At 60.6% G+C, this 25,392-nt stretch carries 23 protein-coding genes; 10 read left to right on the top strand and 13 right to left on the bottom strand.

The window, feature by feature from the left end; genetic code table 11:
* Positions 1 to 134: 134 nt before the first annotated feature.
* Together mrcB and hrpB are read right to left on the bottom strand one after the other, a co-directional pair.
* Positions 135 to 2,627, bottom strand: coding sequence for a bifunctional glycosyl transferase/transpeptidase (mrcB, locus tag AC4PR2_RS19885; protein ID WP_492175384.1), 2,493 nt, complete (start codon positions 2,625 to 2,627; stop codon positions 135 to 137).
* A 118-nt stretch (positions 2,628 to 2,745) separates the two neighbouring features.
* Positions 2,746 to 5,184 (bottom strand): ATP-dependent helicase HrpB, encoded by a 2,439-nt coding sequence (gene hrpB, locus AC4PR2_RS19880; RefSeq protein WP_346420400.1) that lies wholly within the window; start codon positions 5,182 to 5,184, stop codon positions 2,746 to 2,748.
* 188 nt (positions 5,185 to 5,372) lie between these two features.
* On the opposite strand from hrpB, the gene thpR reads away from it, so the two are divergent.
* From thpR to folK, 6 genes are all read left to right on the top strand, one after another.
* Entirely contained in the window at positions 5,373 to 5,915 is a 543-nt protein-coding gene (gene thpR, locus AC4PR2_RS19875; RefSeq protein WP_164268620.1) for an RNA 2',3'-cyclic phosphodiesterase, read from the top strand.
* A complete protein-coding gene (sfsA, locus tag AC4PR2_RS19870) occupies positions 5,912 to 6,619 on the top strand; it encodes a DNA/RNA nuclease SfsA (protein ID WP_004937572.1) in 708 nt (235 codons plus the stop codon). The genes thpR and sfsA overlap by 4 nt, the downstream gene beginning before the upstream one ends.
* A 183-nt stretch (positions 6,620 to 6,802) precedes the next feature.
* Entirely contained in the window at positions 6,803 to 7,258 is a 456-nt protein-coding gene (gene dksA, locus AC4PR2_RS19865; RefSeq protein ID WP_004937569.1) for an RNA polymerase-binding protein DksA, read from the top strand.
* Between the two features lie 72 nt (positions 7,259 to 7,330).
* Positions 7,331 to 8,242 carry a tRNA glutamyl-Q(34) synthetase GluQRS gene (gene gluQRS, locus AC4PR2_RS19860; protein ID WP_193158384.1) on the top strand — a complete coding sequence of 304 codons (912 nt, stop codon included), beginning with the start codon at positions 7,331 to 7,333 and terminating at the stop codon, positions 8,240 to 8,242.
* A gap of 61 nt (positions 8,243 to 8,303) precedes the next feature.
* Entirely contained in the window at positions 8,304 to 9,851 is a 1,548-nt protein-coding gene (pcnB, locus tag AC4PR2_RS19855) for a polynucleotide adenylyltransferase PcnB (RefSeq protein ID WP_071591451.1), read from the top strand.
* Entirely contained in the window at positions 9,851 to 10,345 is a 495-nt protein-coding gene (gene folK / locus AC4PR2_RS19850) for a 2-amino-4-hydroxy-6-hydroxymethyldihydropteridine diphosphokinase (RefSeq protein WP_033649607.1), read from the top strand. The genes pcnB and folK overlap by 1 nt, the downstream gene beginning before the upstream one ends.
* 9 nt (positions 10,346 to 10,354) lie before the next feature.
* On the opposite strand, the gene AC4PR2_RS19845 is transcribed toward folK, so the two are convergent.
* The 6 genes from AC4PR2_RS19845 to AC4PR2_RS19820 form a co-directional block, all read right to left on the bottom strand.
* Positions 10,355 to 10,684: a DUF202 domain-containing protein gene (locus tag AC4PR2_RS19845; protein ID WP_337046957.1), complete on the bottom strand. Its 330-nt coding sequence runs from the start codon at positions 10,682 to 10,684 to the stop codon at positions 10,355 to 10,357.
* Complete coding sequence (locus AC4PR2_RS19840; RefSeq protein WP_180547692.1) at positions 10,684 to 11,061, bottom strand: YidH family protein; 378 nt, start codon at positions 11,059 to 11,061, stop codon at positions 10,684 to 10,686. The genes AC4PR2_RS19845 and AC4PR2_RS19840 overlap by 1 nt, the downstream gene beginning before the upstream one ends.
* A gap of 27 nt (positions 11,062 to 11,088) precedes the next feature.
* Positions 11,089 to 11,967 (bottom strand): MurR/RpiR family transcriptional regulator, encoded by an 879-nt coding sequence (locus AC4PR2_RS19835; RefSeq protein ID WP_180547693.1) that lies wholly within the window; start codon positions 11,965 to 11,967, stop codon positions 11,089 to 11,091.
* 79 nt (positions 11,968 to 12,046) lie between these two features.
* Entirely contained in the window at positions 12,047 to 12,922 is an 876-nt protein-coding gene (locus AC4PR2_RS19830) for an aldose epimerase family protein (RefSeq protein ID WP_197804016.1), read from the bottom strand.
* A gap of 9 nt (positions 12,923 to 12,931) precedes the next feature.
* The gene (locus AC4PR2_RS19825; RefSeq protein ID WP_443014594.1) at positions 12,932 to 14,695 is read right to left on the bottom strand and encodes a sulfatase; all 1,764 of its coding nucleotides are present in this window, start codon (positions 14,693 to 14,695) and stop codon (positions 12,932 to 12,934) included.
* 28 nt (positions 14,696 to 14,723) lie between these two features.
* Complete coding sequence (locus tag AC4PR2_RS19820) at positions 14,724 to 16,259, bottom strand: PTS transporter subunit EIIC (RefSeq protein ID WP_197804015.1); 1,536 nt, start codon at positions 16,257 to 16,259, stop codon at positions 14,724 to 14,726.
* A 167-nt stretch (positions 16,260 to 16,426) separates the two neighbouring features.
* Here AC4PR2_RS19820 and AC4PR2_RS19815 point away from each other — a divergent pair, with 167 nt between their 5' ends.
* Positions 16,427 to 17,641 (top strand): anaerobic sulfatase maturase, encoded by a 1,215-nt coding sequence (locus AC4PR2_RS19815; RefSeq protein WP_492175383.1) that lies wholly within the window; start codon positions 16,427 to 16,429, stop codon positions 17,639 to 17,641.
* Between the two features lie 11 nt (positions 17,642 to 17,652).
* On the opposite strand, the gene qseC is transcribed toward AC4PR2_RS19815, so the two are convergent.
* Together qseC and qseB are read right to left on the bottom strand one after the other, a co-directional pair.
* Entirely contained in the window at positions 17,653 to 19,011 is a 1,359-nt protein-coding gene (gene qseC / locus AC4PR2_RS19810; RefSeq protein ID WP_197808882.1) for a quorum sensing histidine kinase QseC, read from the bottom strand.
* Entirely contained in the window at positions 19,008 to 19,670 is a 663-nt protein-coding gene (gene qseB, locus AC4PR2_RS19805) for a quorum sensing response regulator transcription factor QseB (protein WP_004937550.1), read from the bottom strand. Before qseB ends, qseC begins: the two co-directional genes overlap by 4 nt.
* A 166-nt stretch (positions 19,671 to 19,836) precedes the next feature.
* Here qseB and panB point away from each other — a divergent pair, with 166 nt between their 5' ends.
* The 3 genes from panB to panD all read left to right on the top strand — a co-directional run bounded on the left by panB (position 19,837) and on the right by panD (position 22,035).
* Positions 19,837 to 20,631: a 3-methyl-2-oxobutanoate hydroxymethyltransferase gene (panB, locus tag AC4PR2_RS19800; RefSeq protein WP_492175382.1), complete on the top strand. Its 795-nt coding sequence runs from the start codon at positions 19,837 to 19,839 to the stop codon at positions 20,629 to 20,631.
* Between the two features lie 23 nt (positions 20,632 to 20,654).
* Positions 20,655 to 21,509, top strand: coding sequence for a pantoate--beta-alanine ligase (panC, locus tag AC4PR2_RS19795; RefSeq protein ID WP_492175381.1), 855 nt, complete (start codon positions 20,655 to 20,657; stop codon positions 21,507 to 21,509).
* Between the two features lie 145 nt (positions 21,510 to 21,654).
* Positions 21,655 to 22,035 (top strand): aspartate 1-decarboxylase, encoded by a 381-nt coding sequence (panD, locus tag AC4PR2_RS19790; protein WP_004937544.1) that lies wholly within the window; start codon positions 21,655 to 21,657, stop codon positions 22,033 to 22,035.
* 34 nt (positions 22,036 to 22,069) lie between these two features.
* Here panD and AC4PR2_RS19785 read toward each other — a convergent pair whose 3' ends face one another.
* From AC4PR2_RS19785 to AC4PR2_RS19775, 3 genes are all read right to left on the bottom strand, one after another.
* Complete coding sequence (locus AC4PR2_RS19785) at positions 22,070 to 23,350, bottom strand: polysaccharide deacetylase family protein (protein WP_055311947.1); 1,281 nt, start codon at positions 23,348 to 23,350, stop codon at positions 22,070 to 22,072.
* A 177-nt stretch (positions 23,351 to 23,527) separates the two neighbouring features.
* Positions 23,528 to 24,298: an ABC transporter permease gene (locus tag AC4PR2_RS19780; protein ID WP_004937535.1), complete on the bottom strand. Its 771-nt coding sequence runs from the start codon at positions 24,296 to 24,298 to the stop codon at positions 23,528 to 23,530.
* A complete protein-coding gene (locus tag AC4PR2_RS19775) occupies positions 24,295 to 25,218 on the bottom strand; it encodes an ABC transporter ATP-binding protein (RefSeq protein ID WP_015379030.1) in 924 nt (307 codons plus the stop codon). Before AC4PR2_RS19775 ends, AC4PR2_RS19780 begins: the two co-directional genes overlap by 4 nt.
* Positions 25,219 to 25,392 lie beyond the last annotated feature (174 nt).

Raw genomic sequence — 25,392 nt, 5'->3', positions numbered from 1 at the left:
GTTAAGGATTAGGCGCTTAGCCATGCGGTTAACAGGGAAATAAAACGAGCAGAAAAATAAAAAAGCCCGCAACCAAGGTTACGGGCTTAATAACAAAGAAAAAATTTTCACCGGGGCCGACGCCCCGGTAGCGATTACTGGCCGAACATATCCTTGATCCAGCCGGCGACGCCATCGCCATCTTTTTGCTCACCCGCCGCCGGTTGCTGCTGTTGCTGCACCGCTGCCTGGCTGGCCTGGCACAATCCCTGCGGATTGTCAGTCCAGACCGGGATGGTGCGCCAGCTGCCGCCGCCGCAGATAAAGTTGCCGGCAGAGTCGATGTTCATCTGGTTAATGCCTTCCGGCGGCTGCAGCATCAGCGGCAGCGGCGTCTGGTTTTCCAGATAACGGCGATACAGGGTCAACGCGCCGTTGGCGCCGGTCAGCTTGGCCGGGCCGTTGTTGTCGCGCCCGACCCAGGCGATCGCCACTTCCTTGCCGTCGATGCCGGCGAACCAGCTGTCGCGCAGATCGTTGGTGGTACCGGTTTTCGCCGCCAGGTTGTAGTTCGGGAACTTCACCGACAGCGAGCGGGAAGTCCCGCGCGCCACGCCCTGCTGCATCGCGTACAGCGTCAGGTAAGCGGCCTGCGCCGGCACCATGCGTTCCGCCTGCGGGAAACTCTGGTACAGCACCGTGCCGTCTTCGGCGATCACCGAACGCACCGCCGACAGCGGCGCACGGTTACCGCCGCTGGCGATGGTCTGGTACGCCTGCGCGACTTCCATCGGCGTCAGGCCGATCGCCCCCAACAGCATCGATGGCACCGGGTTGATCTCCGCTTTCGGAATACCCAGGCGTTGCAGCGTAGCGCTGATCTGATCCAGCCCGACCGACAGGCCGAGGTTCACCGTCGGCACGTTCAGCGAGTTGGCCAACGCATCCACCAGCATCACCTGACCGCGGAATTTACGGTCATAGTTGTTCGGCTGCCAGACGGCGCCGTTCGGCTGTTTCAGCGACAGCGGCGCATCCGCCAGCCAGGTGTTGAGGCGGTATTTATCCGGTTCGGACAGCGCGGTCAGGTACGTCGGCGGCTTGGCCAGCGAGCCGACCAGGCGGCGCGCCTGCATCGCGCGGTTGAAGCCGGCGAACTGCGGGTTGGCGCCGCCGACCATGGCGCGCACTTCACCGCTGAAGCGATCGACGATCACCATCGCCGCTTCCAGATCCTGCAGGTGACGCGCGGCGCGCAGCGCCGGGATGCCGTCTTCGACCGCTTTTTCCGCCGCGTCTTGCGACACCGGATCCAGCGTGGTGAAGATCTTCACGCCGGACAGGTCATTGACCTTATCGCCCAGCTTGGTCTGCAGTTCCTGACGCACCATCTGCATAAACGCCGGCTGTGGCGTAATGACGCCGCCTTTCGGCTGCACGCCCAGCGGACGCGCGCTCAGCATGTCATACAGCTCGCCGTCGATCACGCCCTGGTTCTGCAGCAGCTTGAGCACCAGGTTGCGGCGCTCCAGCGCCAGTTTCGGGTTACGCCACGGGTTGTACAGCGACGCGCCCTTGACCATGCCGACCAGCAGCGCCTGCTGATCGAGGCTCAGCTCGTCCACCGGACGGCCAAAGTAGTACAGGCTGGCCAGCGGGAAACCGCGGATCTGGTCGCTGCCGCTCTGGCCGAGGTACACCTCGTTCAGATACAGCTCCAGAATGCGGTCCTTGCTGTAACGGTAATCCACCAGCAGCGCCATATAGGCTTCGTTAGCCTTACGCCACAGCGAACGTTCGTTGCTCAGGAACAGGTTCTTCACCAGCTGCTGCGTCAGCGTACTGCCGCCCTGCACCGCACGCCCGGCGGTCAGGTTGGCCAGCACCGCACGGCCGATGGAGTAGGGGCTGATGCCGTCATGCTCATAGAAGTGGCGGTCTTCCGTGGCGATCAACGTATCCACCAGCAGATCCGGGAAACCGGAGCGCGGCACGAACAGACGCTGTTCACCGTTCGGCGACTGCAGCATGGTGATAAGACGCGGATCGAGGCGGAAGAAGCCGAAGCTGCGGCCGCTGTCCAGGTTTTCGATCTTCGCCAGACGGTTGTTCTGGAAGTCGAGACGGGCGCGGATCTGCCCCTCTTTACCATCCGGGAAGTCGAACGGGCGGCGCAGCATCTCGATGCTGTTGGCCTGCACGGTAAACTCGCCCGGACGCGTCATGCGGCTGACCTGGCGATACTGCATGCCTTCCAGCAGGTTGACCATCTCCTTCTTACTGTACGGCATACCCGGTTCCAGGTTGACCATGCGGCCGTACACCGCCGCCGGCAGCTGCCAGACTTTACCGTCGATGCGGCTGCGGATCTGGGAATCCAGGTAGACGCCATAGATCGCCAACAGGACGGCGATCACCAGGATCAGTTTGATAAACAGGCCGAGCCAGCGGCGTTTTTTACGCGGCGGAGTCGCTTTTACCTTACGCGGCATGCGTTCCTCCTCCTCTTCATACTCATCATCGTCATACTCGTCTTCTTCGTAATCGTCATAATCGTCGTCTCGGCGACGGCGCGGCGGCTTGCGCGACGCGGTGCTTTTTGGTTGTTTTCCTTTGCGCCCGATGGGCTCGCGGTCATCCCCAGCCATGGCTGTTGTTCTCCGAGCTTGCCGACACTGCCGGCCATGATTAGTCGCTTAATCTGTGCCTACGCCGCAGCGCTGACCAGAAGAAACATCTGAATTCCAAACCTTAAATGATCGCGACCTACTGATATTTCTTCGTTCGGCGCGTCGGTACCGCCGTGGCCGGATCGTCCGGCCAAACGTGTTTCGGGTAGCGGCCCTTCATCTCTTTTTGCACCTCGCGATAGGCGCCTTGCCAGAAGGCCGCCAGATCGCCGGTGATTTGCAACGGCCGGTGCGCCGGTGAGAGTAACTCAAGCACCACCGGGATGCGACCCTCCGCCAACATCGGGCTGCGCTGCTCGCCGAACACTTCCTGCAAACGCACCGCCAGCGCCGGCGGTTTGCCGGCCTCATAACGGATCGGCAGGCGGCTGCCGGTCGGCACAGTGTAATGAGTGGGTAGCGCATTATCCAGCCGCTGCTTTTGCTGCCAGTCCAGCAAACGGGACAGCGCATCGGCGATGTTGACCTGCTTCAAACCGCGTAGATCGCGCACGCCGTTCAGCGACGGCAACAGCCACTGCTCCAGCGCCGCCAGCAGGGGTTCTTCGTCCACCGCCGGCCATTCCGCCTCCGGCAGCCAGGCTTGCGCGCACTGCAGGCGCACCCGCAATTGCTCGGCGGCGCCCTCCCAGTTAAGCACCGCCAGCCCCTGTGCGCGCACCCAATCGAGCAGCGCCTGCTGCAGCTCTTCATCCGCCGGTTTGGCCAGCGGCTGGGCGCGCAGCGTCAGACGGCCGATCTGCTGGCGCTTCCAGGCGCGCAGCGTGCCCTTCTCGTCATCCCACTCCACCGCCGTGCGCTGCGTGACGATCGCCGGCAGCTGTGCCGCCAGCGCGTCGATATCCACCGGCAACGCCAACAGGATACGCGCATCGGGGCTGTTGTGGCCCTGCAACAGGCTGGGGACGATGAGCCAGGGCGCACGCGACAGCGCCTCGTCCTGGTTCATCGCCGCCCCCAGGCCGTTGGCCAGCAGGTAGCGGCCGTCCTGGCCTCGCCGCTGGGCGATACGGTCGGTAAATGCCTGCGCCAACAGGCGCGGCGCCAGATCGACGTCGATTTGCCCCGCACGTTGCGGCAGGCGTTTGGCCAACTGCGCGGCACGCGGCCGCCAGTTCGGTTGCGGGCGGCTCAGCCAGTAGCCGATATCCATCTGCCCGCCGCGCGGCGGTTCTTCCAGCAATGCCGCCAGCAACGCCGCCGTCGCCAGGCCGTCGGCGCTCAGCGCCACGCCGGCGACCAGCATCGCCGCCAGCCGCGGCTCGCACCCCAGCGCGGCCATCTGGCGCCCCGGGGCGGTAAGTTTGCCATCGTCATCCGTGGCCCCCAGCCGGTGCAGCAACGCCCTGGCCGCCGCCAATGCCGCCACCGGAGGCGCATCCAGCCAAGTCAGCTGCGCCGGATCATGGCATCCCCACTGCAGCAGTTCGAGCCAGAAGCCGGTGAGATCGCTCTGTAAAATGTCCGGTTCGGCGTGTTCCGCCGCGCGCTCCGCCTGTTCTTTGGCGAACAGATGCCAGCAAATGCCCGGCTCCAGGCGCCCGGCGCGCCCGGCGCGCTGCACCATCGACGCCTGACTGATGCGCTGCGTCGCCAGCCGCGTCAAACCGTTGCGCACGTCGTAGCGCGCCACGCGCTCCAGGCCGCTGTCCACCACCAGCCGAATGCCCTCGATCGTCAGGCTGGTTTCGGCGATGTTGGTCGCCAGCACCACCTTGCGGCGGCCAGACGCCGCCGGTTGGATCGCCTTTTGCTGCTGCGCCAAAGGCAGCGCCCCATACAGCGGGCAAAGATCGGTATCGCTCGCCACCTCGCCGGTCAATCGCTCCAGCACCCGATTGATCTCCGCCACGCCCGGCAGGAACAGCAGCAAAGATCCCGGCTGTTCGGCCAGCAACCGCTTCACCGCCGCCGCTACGCCATCTTCCAGCCGCTGATGGCTGGCCAACGGCTGATACAGACGCTCAACCGGGAAGCTGCGCCCCTCGGACACCACCACCGGCGCTTCCGGCAGCAGCTGCGACAGGCGAGCGTTGTCCAGGGTGGCCGACATGATCAGCAGTTTCAGATCGTCGCGCAGCCCTTGCTGCACGTCGAGCAGCAGCGCCAGCGCCAGATCGGCCTGCAGGCTGCGTTCGTGGAACTCATCGAGGATCACCAGCGACACGCCCTGCAGTTCGGCGTCCTGCTGCAGCATGCGGGTGAGAATGCCTTCCGTCACCACTTCCAACCGGGTTTGCGGCCCGCTTTTGCTTTCGGCGCGCATGCGGTAGCCCACGGTCTGGCCGGGCTCCTCCCCCAGTTGCTGCGCCAGGCGATAGGCGACGTTTTTCGCCGCCAGCCGCCGCGGCTCCAGCATGATAATGCGCCCCGGCAACCCGGCCTTAGCCAGGATCTGCAGCGGCAGCCAGGTGGATTTACCGGCGCCGGTCGGGGCGTGCAACAGCACCTGAGGAGCGGACTGCAACGCAGCCAGCAACTCATCAAGCACCGCGCTGACGGGCAATGAAGACACTGAACTCTCCGTGGTGGTTAACGTTAAACGGCGTACAGTGTAGCATTAGCTTTGTCCCCGTAGCCTTTCAAACTGCGGCGGCGTTAGCTATAGTACGGACCTCGTCCATGCGTCCCGCTTCGCGCGAGACCGTTGCAAGCCGCATCCATGTCTGTCCCGACGGATTTGTCATTATTTACCGAGCCCCCATGTCCAATTCGCGCCGCCTGTTTTTCGCCCTGTCCTTGCCTGATGCCCTGCAACAGCAGGTGATCCGCTGGCGCGCCGAGGCGTTTGTGCCGGAGGCCGGCCGACCGGTGGCGGCGGCTAATTTGCACCTGACGCTGGCGTTTCTCGGCGAGGTCACCGCGCAGAAAGAGCTGGCGCTGCGCAAACTGGCCGGGCGCATCGTGCAACCCGGCTTCAGCATGCGGCTCGACGATCTCGGCCATTGGCCGCGCCCCGGCGTGGTCTGGCTCGGCACCCGCCGCGCGCCGCGCGGGCTGCTGCAGCTGGCCGAGCTGCTGCGTTCGCAGGCCGCCCGCAACGGCTGCCATCAAAGCGCGCTGCCGTTCCATCCGCACATCACGCTGTTGCGCGCCGCCACCCAGCCGGTGGCGATCCCGCCGGCGACGCCGGGCTGGGCGTTCAGCGCCGACGCCTTTTCCTTATATGAGTCGGTGTTCGAAAACGGCCGCACCCGCTATCAACACCTCGAACAGTGGCCGTTGGCCAAGCAGGCATCCGCATGATTTTCTCTCCACCGCTGCGTTCCGCCACGCTGATCAAACGTTACAAACGCTTTCTGGCGGACGTGATCACCCCGGAAGGGGAAACCTTTACGCTGCACTGCGCCAATACCGGCGCCATGACCGGCTGCGCCACGCCCGGCGACACCGTTTGGTACTCCACCTCGGATAACCCCAAGCGCAAATACGCCCACAGCTGGGAGTTGACCCATACCCAACAGGGGCACTGGATCTGCGTCAATACCCTGCGCGCCAACGCGCTGGTGCGCGAGGCAATTGAACACAATTTAATCAATGAATTATCCGGTTACAGTAAAATCAGCGGCGAAGTGAAATACGGCGGTGAAAACAGCCGTATCGATTTGTTATTACAGGCAGAAAATCGGGTTAACTGCTATATTGAAGTTAAGTCAGTCACATTACTGCAACAACAACGTGGTTACTTTCCTGATGCGGTAACGCTCAGAGGGCAAAAGCACCTGCGTGAGTTGCTCAGCGTGGTTGAAAGCGGGCAACGGGCGGTGTTGTTCTTTGCCGTGTTACACAGCGGTATTGAGCAGGTCGCACCGGCACATCATATAGATGAGCGCTATGCGGCGCTGTTGGCACAGGTCCGGCAGTTGGGAGTGGAAGTGGTTTGTTACGGGGCAAAGTTATCACCTGACGGTATTTATCTCTGCGATAAGCTGCCGTTTTTTATCGATTAGCGCAGTCGGGTCCCTATAAATAGACAACCGGCCAGCACGATCGCCAAATACGCCCTCCTTCACACGATTGTCAAGCGGGCGACAGGAATAATTGCCAACCTACCTTCCTTCTGTTATTTATAGCGGCCTGTTTTTCCCCCGCATTGGGGATTCGATAGTGCGTGTGTATGTAGGAGAAGCAACATGCAAGAAGGGCAAAACCGTAAAACCTCGTCCTTGAGCATTCTCGCCATCGCTGGGGTGGAGCCGTACCAAGAGAAGCCGGGCGAAGAGTACATGAACGACGCCCAGTTGTCGCATTTCAAGCGCATTCTTGAAGCGTGGCGCAACCAGCTCAGGGACGAAGTGGACCGTACTGTATCGCATATGCAAGAAGAGGCAGCCAACTTCCCTGATCCGGCCGACCGTGCTACCCAGGAAGAAGAGTTCAGCCTTGAACTGCGTAACCGTGACCGTGAACGCAAACTGATCAAAAAGATCGAGAAAACGCTGAAGAAAGTGGAAGACGATGATTTCGGCTACTGCGAATCTTGCGGCGTGGAGATCGGCATTCGTCGCCTCGAAGCGCGTCCGACCGCCGATCTGTGCATCGACTGCAAGACGCTGGCTGAGATCCGCGAAAAGCAGATGGCCGGCTAATACCGTTGTTACCGCTGCGGCGTGCGCACCTGCGTGCGCCGCACAGAGAAAAGGGAACCTCCCCCCTCTGATATGCAAGAAAGTCATTATGTGGGGCGCTTTGCCCCATCGCCTTCCGGGGATCTGCATTTCGGTTCGCTGATTGCCGCTCTGGGAAGCTACCTTCAGGCTCGCGCCCAACGCGGGCAGTGGCTGGTTCGCATCGAAGATATCGACCCGCCGCGCGAAGTCCCCGGCGCCGCCGCTCGCATCCTGTCCGCGCTGGAACATTATGGTCTCCACTGGGACGGCCAGGTCATCTATCAATCCCAACGTCACGACGCCTATCGCGCCGCGCTGGATCTGTTGCAGCGCCAGGGGCTCAGCTATTACTGCACCTGCACCCGCAGCCGCATCCAGCAGATCGGCGGGTTGTACGACGGCCACTGCCGCGATTTGCAGCTCGGCCCACAGGGTGCCGCCATCCGCTTACGCCAGACCGCGCCCGTTTACGGGTTCCACGATCGCCTGCAGGGAGAATTGCACGCCGATCCGGCGCTGGCGGGGGAAGACTTTATCATTCGCCGCCGCGACGGGCTGTTCGCCTACAACCTGGCGGTAGTGATCGACGACCATTTTCAGGGCGTGACCGAGATTGTGCGCGGTGCCGATCTGATCGAACCGACGGTGCGCCAAATCGCCCTCTACCGCCAGCTGCAGGCGCCGGTGCCCGCCTATGTGCATCTGCCGCTGGCGCTGGGCGCCAACGGCATCAAGCTGTCGAAGCAAAACCATGCGCCGGCGTTGCCCGCCGGCGATCCGCGCCCGATGCTGATCGCCGCGCTGAAATTTCTGCGCCAACCGCTGCCGGAAAGCTGGCAAGATCTTGACCTGCCATTATTATTGAGCTGGGCGGTCGCACATTGGCGGTTGGAAAACGTGCCGCGTCAGGAGGCTATCCCTCTGGATGAAAACACGCCGGCATTCTCAAAGGAGCCATGGTGAGCTATGATTAGCCGCTATTTTTTGTTAGCTCCATTTTTATCAGTCACTATCGAGGTGTACCATTTTTACCCGAGTAGCCAACTTCTGTCGTAAGGTACTGACCCGCGATGACAAGCTGCCCCGCGACGACGCGGCGGCCGGCGATAAAAACGTAGTCCGCGAAGAGCGTGCCGCGGCGCCAAGCCGCCCTGCGCCGCAGCCGCGCGCCGCCGATAACGGCAGCAACGCCCCTGCCCGCCGCTCAACGCCGCGCAAGCGTCCGCCTTTTCCTATCGCCGAGAGCAACGACTCGATGACCGTGATCCCGCGCGAACAGCACTCGATCTCCCGCAAAGACATCAGCGAAAATGCGCTGAAAGTGCTTTACCGCCTGAACAAGTCCGGCTACGAAGCCTATCTGGTCGGCGGCGGCGTGCGCGATCTGTTGCTCGGCAAAAAGCCGAAAGACTTCGACATCACCACTAACGCTACGCCGGAGCAAGTGCGCAAGCTGTTCCGCAACTGCCGCCTGGTCGGCCGCCGCTTCCGCTTGGCGCACGTGATGTTCGGGCCGGAGATCATCGAAGTGGCCACTTTCCGCGGCCACCACGAACAAAATCAGGAATCCGACAAGAACTCGTCCCAGCAGGCGCAAAACGGCATGCTGCTGCGCGACAACATCTTCGGCTCGATCGAGGAAGATGCCCAGCGCCGTGATTTCACCATCAACAGCCTGTACTACGGCGTGGCGGATTTCACCCTGCGCGATTACGTCGGCGGCCTGAACGACCTGAAACAGGGCGTGATTCGCCTGATTGGCGATCCGGAAACCCGCTACCGCGAAGATCCGGTGCGCATGCTGCGCGCGGTGCGCTTCGCCGCCAAGCTGGATATGCGCATCAGCGAAGAAACCGCCGAGCCGATCCCGCGCCTGGCCTCGCTGCTGCATGAGATCCCGCCGGCGCGCCTGTTCGAAGAATCCCTCAAGCTGCTGCAGGCGGGTTACGGTTTCCAGACCTACCTGAAGCTGTGCGAATATCAGCTGTTCCAACCGCTGTTCCCGCTGATCGCCCGCAACTTCACGCCGAACCACGATACGCCGATGGAGCGCATTCTGGTGCAGGTGCTGAAGAACACCGATCACCGTCTGCAGAACGACATGCGCGTCAACCCGGCCTTCCTGTTTGCCGCCATGCTGTGGTACCCGCTGCTGGAGCATGCGCAGAAGCTGGCGCAGGAAAGCGGCCTGGCCTACTACGACGCCTTCGCGCTGGCGATGAACGACGTACTCGACGAGCAGTGCCGTTCGCTGGCCATCCCGAAACGCATCACCACGCTGGTGCGCGATATCTGGCAGCTGCAGCTGCGCCTGTCCCGCCGCCAGGGCAAACGCGCGCACAAGCTGATGGAGCACCCGAAATTCCGCGCCGCCTATGATCTGCTGGCGCTGCGTGCGGAAGTGGAAGACAATCAGGAGATGCTGCGTCTGGCCGAGTGGTGGGGCGAATTCCAGGACGCCACGCCGGCGCGGCAGAAAGCCATGCTGAGCACCCTGGGGGACGATCCGGCGCCGCGCCGCGCGCGTCAACGCCGCCCTCGCCGCCGGGCACCGCGTAAAGAAGGGGCATAATGATCCGCGTTTATATCGCGCTGGGCAGCAACCTGGCGCAGCCGCTGCAACAGGTTAAAGCCGCACTGGAGGCGCTGGAGCATCTCCCGCGCACCCGGCTGGTCACCTGTTCTTCGTTTTACCGCACCAAGCCGCTGGGGCCGCAAAACCAGCCGGACTTTCTCAACGCGGTGGTGGCGCTGGATACCCTGTTGCCGCCCGAACAGCTGCTCGACCATACCCAGGCGATAGAACGCAATCAGGGGCGCGTGCGCAAGGATGAACGCTGGGGGCCGCGCACGCTCGATCTGGACATCATGCTGTACGGCGACAAGGTGATCCATACCGAGCGCCTGACGGTGCCGCATTACGGCCTGAAAGAGCGCGAATTCATGCTCTACCCGTTGGCGGAAATCGCCCCCGACCTGATTTTCCCCGATGGCGAGCCGCTCGCCAGCTGCCTCAAGCGGGTGCCGGAAAACGGCATGGCGCTGTGGCACCAAAGTAAAAAGTGACCGCGGGGTCTAGAGCAGATAAAGCTTGAGTTGTGCCACCGCGGCCAGCAGCATCACCGCCATCAAACAGCCGAATATCCGCCTCACCCACTGCAGCCTTCGTTCCTGCGCTTCCGGCCCCGTAGCTTCTCTCCCACGTGACCAGACAAACATCACCAACGCAAACGCCAGCATCAAAAAGCCGCTCCCAGCCAACAGAAAACTGCCCGACACCATGCCGGCACGCAGCGACAGCAGCCCGACTACCGCCATCGTCAGCGCAGTACGCCCCCAGGCCAGGCGGGTGCGTTCAGGTTGCAAGCCAGGATCGCGCGGCGGCGTTTCCATCGTTGAGTGCATCACACGCCGAAACTCAGAATAACCGCCACCAGCGCCAGGGCGATGACGACCACGAACAGGGTCAATAGCCACAGCATGCGGGTATAAGGCATATCGCCGTCATGCCGCATGGCTTTCTCATTGGCCTTCCAGCGACGATAGGCCATCAGCCCCAGCACCACCGCCCCCAGCGTCAAAGCAACCGCCAGCCCCTGACGGATGGCAGCCGTGCCAAATTCGGAGGCAAACTGATTGATGCCGACCGCTCCCGCCATAAACGCCAATGCGGTGCGGATCCAAGCCAGAAAGGTGCGCTCATTGGCTAAAGAAAAGCGGTAGTCGGGCGTTTTGCCCTTGGCCCACCATTTTAACGGGCGATTTGGCGATGGCTGGTTCATGGTTTCCTTGATAGGCAAACGGCGCGATCAGCTTTCCTCTCGCTTAACGCGCTCTTTTATCAACAACTCTTTAATCGACATGCCGGGAGAGCCACGTCCTTGATAACTCTGCCGGGTAATTTCGGTACAGAGATACTCAATCATAAATAACTGGGAGACTCGGGTACCGATCGAATCCCCCTGATAGCGCTCGCTTTCACCGCAGGTCAGCAGAAAAGCATCACAAAGCTCGGTCAACGGCGAGTGCGTGCGATGCGTCACCGCCAGGCAGTAAGCCCGAGCCTGCCGCGCCAGACGGAAAGCATTCACCACCTCCGGCGTCTCGCCGGAATGGGAAAATGCCACCACCAGATCGTCGCCTTTGAGATTCGCCAGCTTCAACGTCATGGTAAAACGATCGGTGAATGCCTCGGAATCAATGCCGATGCGGTTCATCTTGTCACGAGCCTCCATCGCCGCCAGGCCGGATGCGCCGAAACCGACAAACATCACCCGGCGGGCGCGCATAAACCGCTCGACGATCGCCTTGCTTTTTTGCACATCGAGCAAGTCGACAGTGTCTCGAACCGTTTGCTCAATGGAGAGGCCGATCTTTTTCGCCACGTCTAACCGGCTGTCATCCAGGAAAATATCCGGGCTGGCCGGCAGCGTCAGATCGTTTTCCTGCAGCAGTTCCTTCTTGAGTCCCCCTTTCAGTTCCAGCAGGCCGCTATACCCGATCTTTTTGCAAAACCGGACGATGGTCGCTTCGCTGATTTGCAGTTCCTGAGACAGTTTTTTTACCGGCAACTGCACGAACACCCCGGCGTTATCCAGGATAAAAGCGGCGATCCGCCGATCGTTATCCCCCAGATTGCGGATGATGTTTGAAATATATACGCGTACGTTTTCTTTATTGACGCCCATCGGGGACTCCTGGCCTTTTCGCGCCACCGGCGCGAGGAACGATGTCGTAAGACAAAAGTTGCCTGCCATTTTACCCGTCTCAGCGCCTTGCGTCTGGATTTAGTACGATTTCATAACCTTGGCGGTAGCTTGCACCGGCCTCCAGCCAACGGATCCCCCGCTTCTCCGCCAGTTGGCCACTAAAATCCGGCGCATCCGTCGTTCCATCCAACGGTTCGATGCAAAGCAGGTCATTTCCTGGGACCGACCACAGCGCCAGCCAGGGATGATCGCCCGTGCTCATTTGCAAAACGATTTCATTGTCAGGGGAAAGCACGCTTAACGTCTGCTGACGACAATCGCCGAAGTAAACCGCCCCGTGCTCAAAGCTGTCGGGCGCCAGAGCGAAAACCGTCACCCTGCCGCCGCCATCCTGCACTTCAAGCGTGCGAACGCGCGTGGGAAACGGGCCGCTGACGCCGGGGGCGGAAAATACCACGCGCCAGCCGGGGTGATGAACAATCGGCAAAGCAAACCCCGGATGCGATCCCAGAGAAAAGCCGAAACGACGATCTCCGGTGTTTTCAACGCAATAGCTAATCTGCACGCCATTTTTCTTCAAGCGCCATTGGGCTTCAAAGCCGAAGTCGAAGGGCCACTGGGCGAGCGTGGTGGCGTTCGAACACCCGCGCAGGCTCAACGCATCCGACGACTGTTGCACCCGCCTAAACGGCAGATGACGCAGGAAACCGTGCGCGGGCAGCGGGTAGAATCGCTCCTCTTCCCATAATCCCCCCCGAATCAGGCGCCCCACGACGGGGAACAGGATGGGCGACACACTTTGCCAAACCGCCTTGCGGGGACGCCATAGCCATTCTCGCGCCGTCGCTTTGCTGTACAGGCTGACCATCTCGGCGCCCAGCGACGCGATGCGCAACTGCAATCCGGCGTTTTCCAACGTCCAGGACGTTTCCATCACACGGCCTCAGTCGATGCGCAACAACAGGCGCGTTTGATAAACCAGCTCCTGCTGTTTCGCCTCGTCGAAATGCCGGGCAATCAGCCAGAAAATATCGTCGCTGCCCAACACGCGTGGAGTGTCGAGAGATCCCAGCATCCCATGCAAGGCCAAGCCTTGTTTCTCTGCTGCGGCGATCAGCAACAGCAAGGCCTCATAGACGCCGCGATCCTGACAGCCGAAGCCACTGCCCGCCAACGCGTCAAAGCTCAAACGCGTCTGACGGTCGCTTTGCTCTTGTACCGGCGTCAACGCATCCAGCTTAAAACGGGCGTAAAGCTCAGGCGGGGCATCGTTATCCTGCAAGATTTTTTTCATCGCCGCGGCATAGTGCAATGCACGGCCAAGATCGTCGCCGAGATCTCGCTGCTGTTGCGGATCATCAGCCACATTGAACAATTTGTCGCCATAGCGATAGGCGTTCAGGTATTCGAACCCCGCCGGGATCTTCATCAGTTGCGCCCCTTGGGTGAAGTCGAAACCGGGATGAATTTCTATCGCTTTCAGTTCATTGAGGCTGAACGGGCTATCGATGCGCGTCGGCATCAACGTGTATTCATACAGCCCGTTTCTGTCGCACTGACGCGGACTGCGCATATACACATAGTCCCCGTCGGTGATATTGATATGCCCGCCGTAGTAGCCGAACAACGCATAATCACGCACGGGAGTATCATTCTCGATCGCCGGGCGCAGCGATCTGCCCAGCATGCTTTCCGGCTGTTTGATCCCGAAATAGTCCAGCAGGGTGGCGGGAATATCGATGGTTTGCGCCAGCGCCTGGCGCCGTTCGCCATACTTCCCGACGCGCGGATCGCGAATGAAGAACGGCGTGTTGGCGATTTCGTTATACACCGGCATGATGTTTTTGCCCCACCACTGATGTTCACCCAACAAGAAGCCGTGATCGGTGCAGACGATAAACAACGTGTCATCCCACAGCCCCTGCTGTTTGAGGTGATCCATCACCCGGCCAAGGTAGTCGTCGCACATCGTGACCAGCGCCTGGTAGAACCGCCGTACTTTCTCAGCCTGTTCTTCACTTTGCATCGCGCAGTAATAGGGCGTCCAGCCGTCGAACTCGTCGGGTGCGCAACCATACATCGCCAAATACTTCTCCGGCACGAAAAACGGCTCGTGCGGATCGAAACACTCGATTTGCAGGAACCAATTATCTTGATCCTTATTGGCGTCAATAAAGTCCAGGCCCGCCTGGATAGTGCGGTGAGTAAAGTGTTCTTCCTGAGTCGGCATCCAGGCACGGTTGATCATATCCTGCGCCATCCGGCCGATACGCCGCTTACGGGTGTTCTCATCCTCCATGCCCCGATAGACCACTTCCGGTTTGCTCACCTGCCCTTTCCATTTGTCGCCTTCCTGGCCGCGAATAAACTCAAAGGTTGAATAGCGGGTATGGTAAGTGGCCCCCCCGTCACGCCAATAGTGCTTGTGATCGGTCGCCATATGGCTGTGAACGCCGTTTTGGCTCAGCGCCTGCGGCATCGAGAAATCGAAAGGTTCCAGCGGCCCCCAGCTACGGTGCAGGAAGTTGTACCGCCCGGTGTGCAGTTCGCGCCGTGCGGGCATGCAGGGCATGCTGCCCACATAAAAATTATCGAACTGCACCGATTCGCGAGCCAGGCGCGTGAAGTTAGGCGTAATCGCCGCTCCGCCATAAGGCGCCAGATGATTGCGGGTCAAGGTATCGAACATCAACATTACGGCTTTCATAGCATTTCCCTGGTATTGCCCGGGCCCGTCAGAGCCCGATAAATTCTTCGACTTCGTTTTTAATCAGCGTCACGTGCGGCCCATAGACCACCTGTACACCCTGCCCGCGCACAAAGGCACCTCGGCTGCCGTGCCGTTTAAAATCCTCGGTTTTGACTCGCCCCGGCTCTTTGACCGTGACGCGTAAGCGGGTGGCGCAACAGTCAACATCGATAATGTTCTCCCGGCCCCCCAAGGCCGCGACGATGCCGGCCGCACGAGGGGTATCATCAATCACTACGGCGTCCTCCATCGCTTCATCCTCGCGTCCCGGCGTTTTCAATTGGCGCCAACCGATCAGCAAACGGAAGCTGAAGTAATAGAGACAGAACATCAACGCGCCCAACGGCAGCATCAGCAACCAGTTGGTTTTCGCGTTGCCTTGCAACACGCCGAACAGCAGGAAATCGATCAGGCCGCCGGAAAAGGTCTGCCCGACGGTGATTTCCAGCATGTGCGCCAGCATAAAGGCCACACCGGTCAACACGATGTGCACCCCGTACAGCAACGGCGCGCAAAACATAAAGGCAAACTCCAGCGGTTCGGTGATGCCGGTGACGAACGCCGTCAGCGCGGCCGACAACATCAATCCCGCCACCTTTTTGCGGTTCTCCGGTTTGGCGCTGTGATAAATCGCCAACGCCGCGCCGGGCAAGCCGAACATGAAGTCAGCGAACCGGCCTGCCATGAAGCGCGATACGCCGATGTAGTATTGGGTCACGCTGGGATCGGCCAGCTGCGCGAAGAAGATTTTCTGAGTGCCCTGCACCATCTGACCATTGACCATCGCCTCACCGCCGACGCTGGTCAGCCAGAAGGGCAGGTAAAACAGGTGATGCAAACCCAAAGGGATCAGGCACTTTAAAATCATGCCGTAGAACAACGTGCCGACGTAGCCGGTTTTCTCCACCAGCCAGCCCAAATGGGTGATGCCCTGCTGGATCGGCGGCCAAATAAAGAACAGCAGCACGCCCAAAAAGATGCCGAAAAAAGAGGCGATTATCGGCACGAAGCGCGAGCCGCTGAAGAACGCCAGCAGGTTGGGCAACACCGTTTTTCCGAAGCGATTATGCAGCCAGGCGGTCAACAGCCCGCTTAAAATGCCGCCCAGCACGCCGGTTTGCAGCGTCACAATCCCCAGCACGCTGGCCTGGCCGTGGGCGTTCAGGTTTTCCGTCGCCAGCGTCCCCGTCAGTATCAACATGGCGTTGATTGCCTTGTTCATCACCAGGAAGCACAGCACGGCCGCCAATCCCACCGTGCCCTTATCACTGCGCCCCAGCCCAATCGCCACGCCAACGGCGAACAGCAGCGGCAAGTTGTCGAATACCGCGCTGCCGCACAGTTTCATCAGCGTGAAAACGGCTTGCAGCAGCGCATTCTGCAGGAACGGGTAAGTTTCGATCGTAATCGGGTTGGTAAATACGCCGCCAATGCCCAGCAACAGCCCTGCTGCGGGTAATACGGCGATAGGCAACATGAACGACTTCCCCAGATTCTGTGCTCCAGCGAACATTTTTTTCATCGGTAGGGTCCTGGCGTTGGCTTGAATTTAAAGTTTCATTGAGTTTTATTTTTTATGAAACTATTATTTCTACCGTTCTGACGTAAAGTCAATCGATGATGAGCGAATAGTGAGCGGCGTCACGCTCACGACATTCGTTCTCTGTACGACCGAAGCCGGGAGGCGTGATGAAGCGACCTTTTCACCTGATGGCGAAGCCCACCAGTTATCAATGCAATCTGGCCTGTGATTACTGTTTTTATCTGGAAAAAGATCAAGGCACGCTGAAACCACAACAGGCTCAGCGACATATGGACGACGAAGTGCTGCGGCTCTACGTACAGCAGTACATAGAAGCCAATACCGCGCAGGAAATCGAGTTCACCTGGCAAGGTGGAGAACCCACCCTGTCGGGCCTGGCGTTTTTCGAACGCGCGTTGTTCTGGCAACGTCACTACGCGGGTGAAAAAGTGATCCGCAACAGCATCCAGACGAATGGCGTGCTCATTGATGAGGCCTGGGCACAATTTCTTGCCGAGCACCGTTTCCTGGTCGGCTTATCGGTCGACGGCCCCGCTCACCTGCACGATCGCTATCGTAAAACGCAGAGCGGCAAGTCGGCGTTCGACAAAGTCATCAATGCGCTGCAATGGCTGCGACGCTACCAGGTCGAGGTCAATATTTTGTGCGTGGTCAACCCCCAAACGGCCAAGGCGCCGCTGGAGGTCTATCGCTTTATCACGCAAGAGTTGGCGGCAGAGTTCGTCCAGTTCATTCCGGTCGTCGAGCAACGCTCTGTCAGCCGAAAGTACGGTGAGCTGCTCTATCCGCAAACGCTGTCCGGCAACGAGGTCACCGAGTGGTCAGTCTCCGGTGAAGAATACGGCCACTTTATCAACACGATTTTTGACTACTGGGTACGACACGATGTGGGACGGGTTTACGTGCAGCTGTTCGACAACGCACTGGCCGCATGGCTGGGGGAGAAACCAAGCCTGTGCATCATGCAGCCTACCTGCGGTTTCGGTCTGGTGGTGGAGCAAAACGGGGATATCTACAGCTGCGATCACTATGTCTATCCGGAACACCGTTTAGGGAATCTAAAAACCGATCGTTTGGATAAATTGGTGAATGGCAAACAGCAACGTAAGTTCGGCATGATGAAAGCCGCTCTGCCGCCCGCTTGCGAGCAGTGCCCCTGGCGTTTCGCCTGTCATGGCGGCTGCCCGAAGCACCGTATCAACCGGGTCGACAATCACTGGCACAATCACCTGTGTGCGGGTTACAAAGCCATATTCAGCCACCTGGATCCTTATATGCGCTATATGGCCCAGCAAATCGCCCGCCGGCAGCCCCCGGCGAACGTGATGCACGTTGCGGCCAGCATCGCGGCACAACGTTAACGCCGCCGCTCTTACAGCGCCAGCCGCGCAACGAACCCGCCCGCCGGGCGATTGGCGAAACTGACCTGTAGGCTATGCAAGCCGGCGATACGCTGCACGATCGAGAGCCCCAGCCCGCTGCCGGTTTGCTCCTGCCCCGGCGGGCGATAGAAGCGTTCTCCGAGCCGTGCCAGATGTTCCGTGGTGACTCCCGGACCGTCGTCCTCCACCGTCAGCGAATGTTCGCTCAGCGTTACGGTAACGACGCCGCCCTGCGGGGTATAGCGCACCGCGTTGTCCAGCAGGTTGCGCAATAGCAGCGACAGCAGCAAGGTTTCCCCCTGACGCGGCGGCGGCGTTCCCCGATGTTCATAGCGCAGCGTCACGCCCGCCGCATGGGCCTGCCGATCCTGCTCCGCCAGGGTCATCGTCACCAGATCGTTCCAGTCGATCGGCGCCAGTTCGGCCAGATCCGACAGCGAATCCAGCCGCGACAGCGTCAGCAGCTGATCCACCAGTCGGGTCGCGCGATCGATGCCGAGCGTCAGATTGTCCAGCGCGTGCTCGCGCATCGGCGCATCGTCCCCCGCCAGCTGCACCACTTCGGTCTGCACCCGCAGCGCCGCCAGCGGGCTGCGCAACTCGTGCGCGGCATCGGAGGTGAAGCGCCGCTCCCGCACCAGCAGAGCGTTGATGCGGGCGAACAGCGCATTGAGCGCATCCACCAGCGGGCGCACCTCGGTCGGCACCTGGCGCGCGTCCAGCGGCGTCGCGTCATCGGGTGCACGCCGGCGCAAACCGGCCGCCACAGTGCGCAGCGGCCGCAGCTCGCGCCCGACCATCAGCGCGATCAGCAGCATCAGCACCGGTAGCGTCGCCAGCCAGGGCACCAGTTGGCCGGTCACCATGCCCAGCGCCATATCGCGCCGGTAATCCCACTCCTGGCCGACCACGATGCGGTAGCGCCCGTCCGGGCTGGTCAACCACACCAGGCGCCAACTGTCGTCATCGCCTTTGCGCTCGCCGTCGGTAAAACCTTCACGCTCCCCGTCAAACAGGAAGTCGGCGCCGTTCTCGCCGTCGTTGAGCAGCATCTTGCCTTGGCGATCGAAGATGGCGAACGCCAGCGCGTCGTCGTCCTGCTCGCCGCGTTTGCCGTGGTGCACCAGCTTTTTGGTTTTCGGCAGGCTGCGCGCACTTTCATCGGCCAGCAGATCGCCGAGGTTGGCGGTCGCCAGCCGTTTGGCGAACAGCATCTGTTGGGTGTCGAACACTTCGTTGATGGTGTTGCGCGACATCACCCAGGCCACCACGCTGGCGGTGCTCCAAGTCAGCAGCGCCAGCAGGCTGAAGATCAGGATCAGGCGCAGCCGCAGGCTGAGACGCTTCACGGCGCATCCCCCAGCGTGTAACCCACGCCGTGGATGGTACGGATGAAGCCGTTGCCCAGCTTGCGCCGCAGGTGGTGAATATGTACCTCCACCGCGTTGCTGCTCACCTCGTCATCCCAGTTGTACAGCTTCTCCTGAATCAACGGCCGCGCCAGCACCCGCCCCTTGTTGTGCAGAAACAGTTCCAGCACCGCCAATTCGCGCGGCGTCAGCGTCACCGGCTCGCCGTTGCAGCTCACGCTGCGGGTGGCACTGTCGAACACCACGTTGCCGTGCGTCAGCTGCGGCATCAGTTGGCCGTGGCGGCGGCGGATCAGCGCCTGCAGGCGCGCCGCCACTTCGGCCAGCGCGAAAGGCTTGCACAGATAATCGTCGGCACCGCTTTGCAGCCCGCTGACCCGCTGCTCCAGCGCGTCTCGGGCGGTGAGGATCAGGACCGGCACGTCCTGCCCGGCCTGGCGCCACTGGCGCAGCAGATCCAGGCCGTCGAGGCCCGGCAGGCTGAGGTCGAGGATCACCGCGTCGTACGGCGCACTGTCCAGCGCATTTTTGCCGACGGCGCCGTCGGTGAACCAGTCCAGATTGAAGCCGAGTTTGGTCAGCCCGGCCTTGATGCCGTCCCCGATCAGTTTGTCATCTTCGATCAGCAAAATTCGCATGAGTATCCCTTTTGAGTCTTGGCGCCATTGCACCACAAGGTTCTTAAGAACCGCTTAAGCATGGCGATCCGCGCTACCCACCCCGATCGGGTTACAGTAGAATGACTGCACTTTTTTGCAGCCTGGGCCTGCGTACGCCGCACGGCCCGTTTCAGGAGACGTTGTGATGAAACCCACCACCGTGACCCACTTGCGCCAGTGGAAACAGGAGCAGCGCAAGTTTGCTACCCTTACCGCCTACGATGCCAGCTTTGCCAAACTGTTTGAAGAGCAAGGCATCAAAGTCCTGTTGGTGGGCGATTCGCTGGGCATGACGCTGCAGGGCCACGACTCCACGCTGCCGGTCACCGTCGCCGACGTGGCCTACCACACTCGCGCTGTGCGCCGCGGCGCGCCGGCCTGCCTGCTGTTGGCCGATCTGCCGTTCATGAGTTACGCCACCCCGGAACAGACCTTCGCCAACGCCGTCGAGCTGATGCGCGCCGGCGCCAACATGGTGAAACTGGAAGGCGGCAGCTGGCTGTGCGACACGGTGAAAATGCTCGCCGAGCGCGCGGTACCGGTGTGCGGCCACCTGGGCCTGACGCCGCAGTCGGTCAACGTGTTCGGCGGCTATAAGGTACAAGGACGCGACGAACTGGCCGCCAAACAGCTGTTGCAGGACGCACAGAATCTGGAACTGGCCGGCATTCAGCTGCTGGTGCTGGAATGCGTGCCGACCGAGCTGGCGCGCCAGATCACCGAAGCATTGTCCATTCCGGTCATCGGCATCGGCGCCGGCAACGGCACCGACGGCCAGATCCTGGTGATGCACGACGCCTTCGGCATCACCGGCGGCCATACGCCGAAGTTCGCCAAGAACTTCCTGGCGCAGAGCGGCGATATCCGCACGGCGGTGCAGCACTACATTCAGGAAGTGGAGCAAGGCCTCTACCCGGCGGCTGAACACTCTTTTAACTAAGCGATGGTTCCAGGAGTCACCCAATGATTATTATCGAAACCCTGCCGATGCTGCGTCAGCAGATCCGCCGCTGGCGCCAGGAAGGCAAACGCATCGCGCTGGTGCCGACCATGGGCAACCTGCACGACGGCCATATGACGCTGGTCGATGAAGCGCGCGCCCGCGCCGACGTGGTGGTGGTGAGCATCTTCGTCAACCCGATGCAGTTCGATCGGCCGGACGATCTGGCGCGCTACCCGCGCACGCTGCAAGAAGACAGCGAGAAGCTGACCCGCCGCGGCGTCGATCTAGTGTTCGCGCCGGCCCCGGCTGCGGTCTATCCGCAGGGGCTGGACCTGCAGACTTACGTCGACGTGCCGGGCATCTCCAGCATCCTGGAAGGCGCAAGCCGGCCGGGCCACTTCCGCGGCGTTTCCACCATCGTCAGCAAGCTGTTCAACCTGGTGCAGCCTGATTTAGCCTGCTTCGGCGAGAAGGATTACCAACAGCTGGCGCTGATCCGCAAAATGGTGGCGGACATGGGTTACGACATCGACATCGTCGGCGTGCCGACCGTGCGCGCCAAAGACGGCCTGGCCCTCAGCTCGCGCAACGGCTACCTGACCGCCGAAGAGCGCAAGATCGCTCCGCAGCTGAGCAAGATCATGAACGCGCTGGCGCAGCAGTTGGCCAATGGCGAACGCCATGTCGAAGAGCTGCTGGAGCAGACCGCCGAGCAGCTGCGCGCCGCCGGCTTTACGCCGGATGAGCTGTTTATTCGCGACGCCGACAGCCTGCAGCCGCTGACGGTGGACAGCCAGCGGGCGGTGGTGCTGATGGCCGCCTGGCTGGGCAAGGCGCGTCTTATCGACAATCAGCAGGTCGACCTGACGCTGTAAGCCATTTTTTATACTATCGTCACCCTGAAACCCAGGCCATTGGTAGACAATGGCGGGGCAATCGGTGACGATAGAGATTGCAGGGATGCAGGAGAGATGTTCAACCCCAGCGCCTGTGAAGGCCGATATTCAGTTAGGTAAAGCTATGATACGTACTATGCTGCAAGGCAAGCTGCATCGCGTCAAAGTCACTCAGGCTGACTTGCACTATGAAGGGTCCTGCGCCATCGACCAGGATTTCCTGGAGGCCGCCGGCATTCTGGAATATGAAGCGATCGATATTTACAACGTGGATAACGGCCAGCGCTTCTCCACCTACGCCATCGCCGCCGAGCGCGGTTCGCGCATCATTTCGGTCAACGGCGCCGCCGCGCGCTGCGCCTGCGTGGGCGACAAGCTGATCATCTGCTCCTATGTGCAAATGACCGACGCCGACGCCCGCCAACACCACCCGAAAGTCGCCTATTTCGAAGGTGACAACAACCTGCAGCGCAAGGCGAAAGCCGTGCCGGTTCAGGTCGCCTGACGCTAAAACGGGCGCCTTACGCGCCCGTTCTTCCTTACTGCACCACCACCGTGCCCGGCTTGTTGGCTATCCGATCCGCCATGGTCTGGATCGAGTCGGTGCGCAGAATATATAGCCGCTTCAGCGTATAGGGGTTATCCCCCGGTTTCACCTTGCCCTGCACCGTGGTCACCGCCAGATGGAAACCGGCATCCTGCGCCGCCTGGATCGCCCGCTGGTTATAGCCGCCGAACGGGTACGACAGATACAGCACGTGCGGGTTGAACTGCGACAGCGCGCGGCGCGAACGCTCAAAATCGAACTCGATATTGTGCAGCGAACGGCTCAGCAAAATCGGCTGACGATTGCCGTCGGTGCGGTGCAGGAAGTGGGTGTGCGACTGCACGTCGAACACGTCCTGAATCTGCTTCAGCTCCGAGACGCTCATAAACTGCAGCGAGTCCGGGTTCCATTTCTGCGGGTGGCGTTTGATGCGCGAAGAGATGATGAACGCCGTCGCGCGGAAACCGTAATCCTTCAGCACCGGGTAAGCGTAGCGATAAACCGACTTCAGCCCGTCGTCGAAGGTCAGCACGATCGCCTTGCCCGGCAGGTTGATCTGGTTCTTCAGGTAGGCTTCCAGCTGATACAGCGAAATGGTGTCGTAACCCGCCTGCTTCAGGTAGGTCATCTGGTTGCTGAACGCCACGTCAGAGGTGGTGGTCGAGGTGTGGCGGAAGCGTTTGTTCTCTTCGTTTTTCAGCAGGTGGTGGTAAGTCAGCACTGGGATGCCGTTATCGATTTCGCAGTCCAACTCACTGACGAACCCCAGCCGATCGCCGATGTTGACCTCGTACCAGGTGTTGTTCAGCCGGTCCTTCAGCTTGCCGATGATCGGATAGCGCAGGTTGCCTTCCAGCGTGCCGAAGACCTCGCTGTCCTTGTCCGCCGCGGTGTAAACGTCGATCGTTTTTTGGGTGATCAGGTTCTGGTTGGTCAGCGGTTTGTTCAGCTCGCCCAGATCGTCTTGCACCTTGCGCGACTTCTTCAGCTCACGCACGTCGTCTTTATCGATAAAGCCGGTGCCGTGCCCGAATTTGAATTCGTAGTATTCCGCATCCGCCGGGAACACCTGGATCAGCTGCCCGCGCTTCACTTCCCCGACCGGGATCACATGCTCGCCCACCAACGCATAGACTTCGCTGTCGCGCTGCGCTTCCATGTATTCAGATTTAACCGCGCTGTCTTCCGACAGCAGATTCGCCAGGCTCACAGGGGAAACCAACGACATCAGAATGCCGAGTAACCCAGCCGCTAACTTGTATTGAGGCCGCATGATGATGTTCTGCTTACGAGTGCGTAATGACAAAAGTGAAGGAAATGTGGAGCGCCAGCATAGCACGATTTGAACAGCGGGGAACTAGCGGTTATCTGAGCAATTCTATTGATTTACGCGCCGCCTGCGCCAAATCAAGAAAAGCGCCCCCGCCGGGAAAGCGGGGGCACGATACGATCAGCTGCGCAGGCCGCGGCCGCGCTCGATCAGGTACCAGGACAGCAGGTAAAATACCGCGATAAACGCCACCAGCACCGCCATGGTGAACGCCAGCGGCACATCGTTGATGCCGAGGAAACCGTAGCGGAACCCGCTGATCATATAGACGATGGGGTTCAGCTTGGACACCGCCTGCCAGAATGGCGGCAGCAGCGACAGCGAGTAAAACACCCCGCCCAGGTAGGTCAGCGGCGTCAGGACGAAGGTCGGGATCAGGCTGATGTCGTCGAAGGTGGTGGCGAACACCGCGTTGATCAGCCCCGCCAGCGAGAACAGGATTGCCGTCAACAACAGCGTCAGCGCAATCACCCACCAGGCGTGTACCTGCAGCGGTACGAAGAACAGCGAGATGATGGTCACCAGCACGCCGACGCAGATGCCGCGCGCCACGCCGCCGCCGACATAGCCGGCGATCACCACGTGGGTCGGCACCGGCGCCACCAGCAGTTCTTCAATGTTGCGCTGGAACTTGGCGCTGAAGAACGACGAGGCGACGTTGGCGTAAGAGTTGGTGATCACCGCCATCATGATAAGGCCGGGCACGATGAACTGCATGTAGCTGAAGCCGTGCATATCGCCGATGCGCGAGCCGATCAGATTGCCGAAGATGATGAAATACAGCGTCATGGTGATCACCGGCGGCACCAGGGTCTGGATCCAGATGCGCGCGAAGCGGTTCACCTCTTTGGCCCAGATGCTCTGCAAGGCCACCCAATACAAACGCGTCATGCTTTTTCTCCATTGCCGTTAACCAGGGTGACAAACAACTCTTCCAGGCGGTTCGCCTTATTACGCATGCTCAGCACCTGCACGCCCTGTGCGCTCAGCTGGGCGAATAAGCCGTTCAGCCCCTGCTCACGCATCACCTCCACTTCCAGCGTGGAGGTATCCGTCAGGCGGCTGTGGTAACCGTCCAGCTTCGGCAGCGGGCTCTTCGCCGCCAGATCGAGGATAAAGGTTTCCGACTTCAGCTTGGCCAGCAGCCCCTTCATCGAGGTGTTTTCCACCAGCTCCCCGTTCTGGATGATACCGATGTTGCGGCACAGCATCTCCGCCTCTTCCAGATAGTGGGTGGTAAGGATAATGGTGGTGCCCTGGGCATTCAGCTCTTTCAGGAAGCCCCACATCGAACGGCGCAGCTCGATATCCACCCCGGCGGTCGGCTCATCGAGGATCAGCAGCTTCGGCTGATGCATCAACGCACGGGCGATCATCAGGCGGCGCTTCATGCCGCCGGACAGCATGCGGGCGCGCTCGTTGCGCTTGCCCCACAGATCCAGCTGGTTGAGGTATTTTTCGGCGCGCGCCATCGCTTCACGCCGCGTGACGCCGTAGTAACCCGCCTGGTTCACCACGATCTGCAACACGGTCTCGAACGGGTTGAAGTTGAACTCCTGCGGCACCAGGCCGAGCTGGCGCTTGGCGTTGACGATGTCTTTATCGATGTCGTAACCGAACACCCGCACGCTGCCGGCGGTTTTGTTCACCAGCGAGCTGATGATGCCGATGGTGGTGGATTTACCGGCGCCGTTTGGCCCCAAAAGGGCATAAAAGTCCCCCGCCTCGACGCTCAGGTCGATGCCGCGCAGCGCCTTGACGCCACCGGCGTAAGTCTTGGTCAGCTGCGCTAATTCCAGTGCATAATTCATATGTAAAATAGTACCTTATGACGATGAGTATGCCGCCGCGCCCCTGTCTGCGAGGCTTGAAACAATAACGATAATCCTAGCATCGGCGACGTTTCCACTGAGTCGAATCCGTGCGGAAAATGAGGTTGCACCACTGTTCCGATTTCCAAATTGTGACGCTTACCCTATATTACC

The sequence above is a fragment of the Serratia sp. A07 genome (assembly GCF_058725505.1).
The sequence above is the reverse complement of the archived record's forward strand: the minus strand, read 5'-3'. Positions and strand labels throughout refer to the sequence as shown.

Excerpts from the sequence above, each read along its gene's own strand:
- sfsA (WP_004937572.1), top strand. The coding sequence starts at position 5,912 with ATGATTTTCTCTCCACCGCTGCGTTCCGCCACGCTGATCAAACGTTAC.
- dksA (WP_004937569.1), top strand. The coding sequence starts at position 6,803 with ATGCAAGAAGGGCAAAACCGTAAAACCTCGTCCTTGAGCATTCTCGCC.
- qseB (WP_004937550.1), bottom strand. The coding sequence starts at position 19,670 with ATGCGAATTTTGCTGATCGAAGATGACAAACTGATCGGGGACGGCATC.
- AC4PR2_RS19835 (WP_180547693.1), bottom strand. The coding sequence starts at position 11,967 with ATGGGCGTCAATAAAGAAAACGTACGCGTATATATTTCAAACATCATC.
- panB (WP_492175382.1), top strand. The coding sequence starts at position 19,837 with ATGAAACCCACCACCGTGACCCACTTGCGCCAGTGGAAACAGGAGCAG.
- AC4PR2_RS19830 (WP_197804016.1), bottom strand. The coding sequence starts at position 12,922 with ATGGAAACGTCCTGGACGTTGGAAAACGCCGGATTGCAGTTGCGCATC.
- AC4PR2_RS19825 (WP_443014594.1), bottom strand. The coding sequence starts at position 14,695 with ATGAAAGCCGTAATGTTGATGTTCGATACCTTGACCCGCAATCATCTG.
- AC4PR2_RS19820 (WP_197804015.1), bottom strand. The coding sequence starts at position 16,259 with ATGAAAAAAATGTTCGCTGGAGCACAGAATCTGGGGAAGTCGTTCATG.
- AC4PR2_RS19775 (WP_015379030.1), bottom strand. The coding sequence starts at position 25,218 with ATGAATTATGCACTGGAATTAGCGCAGCTGACCAAGACTTACGCCGGT.
- AC4PR2_RS19815 (WP_492175383.1), top strand. The coding sequence starts at position 16,427 with ATGAAGCGACCTTTTCACCTGATGGCGAAGCCCACCAGTTATCAATGC.
- panC (WP_492175381.1), top strand. The coding sequence starts at position 20,655 with ATGATTATTATCGAAACCCTGCCGATGCTGCGTCAGCAGATCCGCCGC.
- AC4PR2_RS19840 (WP_180547692.1), bottom strand. The coding sequence starts at position 11,061 with ATGAACCAGCCATCGCCAAATCGCCCGTTAAAATGGTGGGCCAAGGGC.
- AC4PR2_RS19845 (WP_337046957.1), bottom strand. The coding sequence starts at position 10,684 with ATGCACTCAACGATGGAAACGCCGCCGCGCGATCCTGGCTTGCAACCT.
- AC4PR2_RS19785 (WP_055311947.1), bottom strand. The coding sequence starts at position 23,350 with ATGCGGCCTCAATACAAGTTAGCGGCTGGGTTACTCGGCATTCTGATG.
- gluQRS (WP_193158384.1), top strand. The coding sequence starts at position 7,331 with ATGCAAGAAAGTCATTATGTGGGGCGCTTTGCCCCATCGCCTTCCGGG.
- AC4PR2_RS19780 (WP_004937535.1), bottom strand. The coding sequence starts at position 24,298 with ATGACGCGTTTGTATTGGGTGGCCTTGCAGAGCATCTGGGCCAAAGAG.
- folK (WP_033649607.1), top strand. The coding sequence starts at position 9,851 with ATGATCCGCGTTTATATCGCGCTGGGCAGCAACCTGGCGCAGCCGCTG.
- thpR (WP_164268620.1), top strand. The coding sequence starts at position 5,373 with ATGTCCAATTCGCGCCGCCTGTTTTTCGCCCTGTCCTTGCCTGATGCC.
- panD (WP_004937544.1), top strand. The coding sequence starts at position 21,655 with ATGATACGTACTATGCTGCAAGGCAAGCTGCATCGCGTCAAAGTCACT.
- mrcB (WP_492175384.1), bottom strand. The coding sequence starts at position 2,627 with ATGGCTGGGGATGACCGCGAGCCCATCGGGCGCAAAGGAAAACAACCA.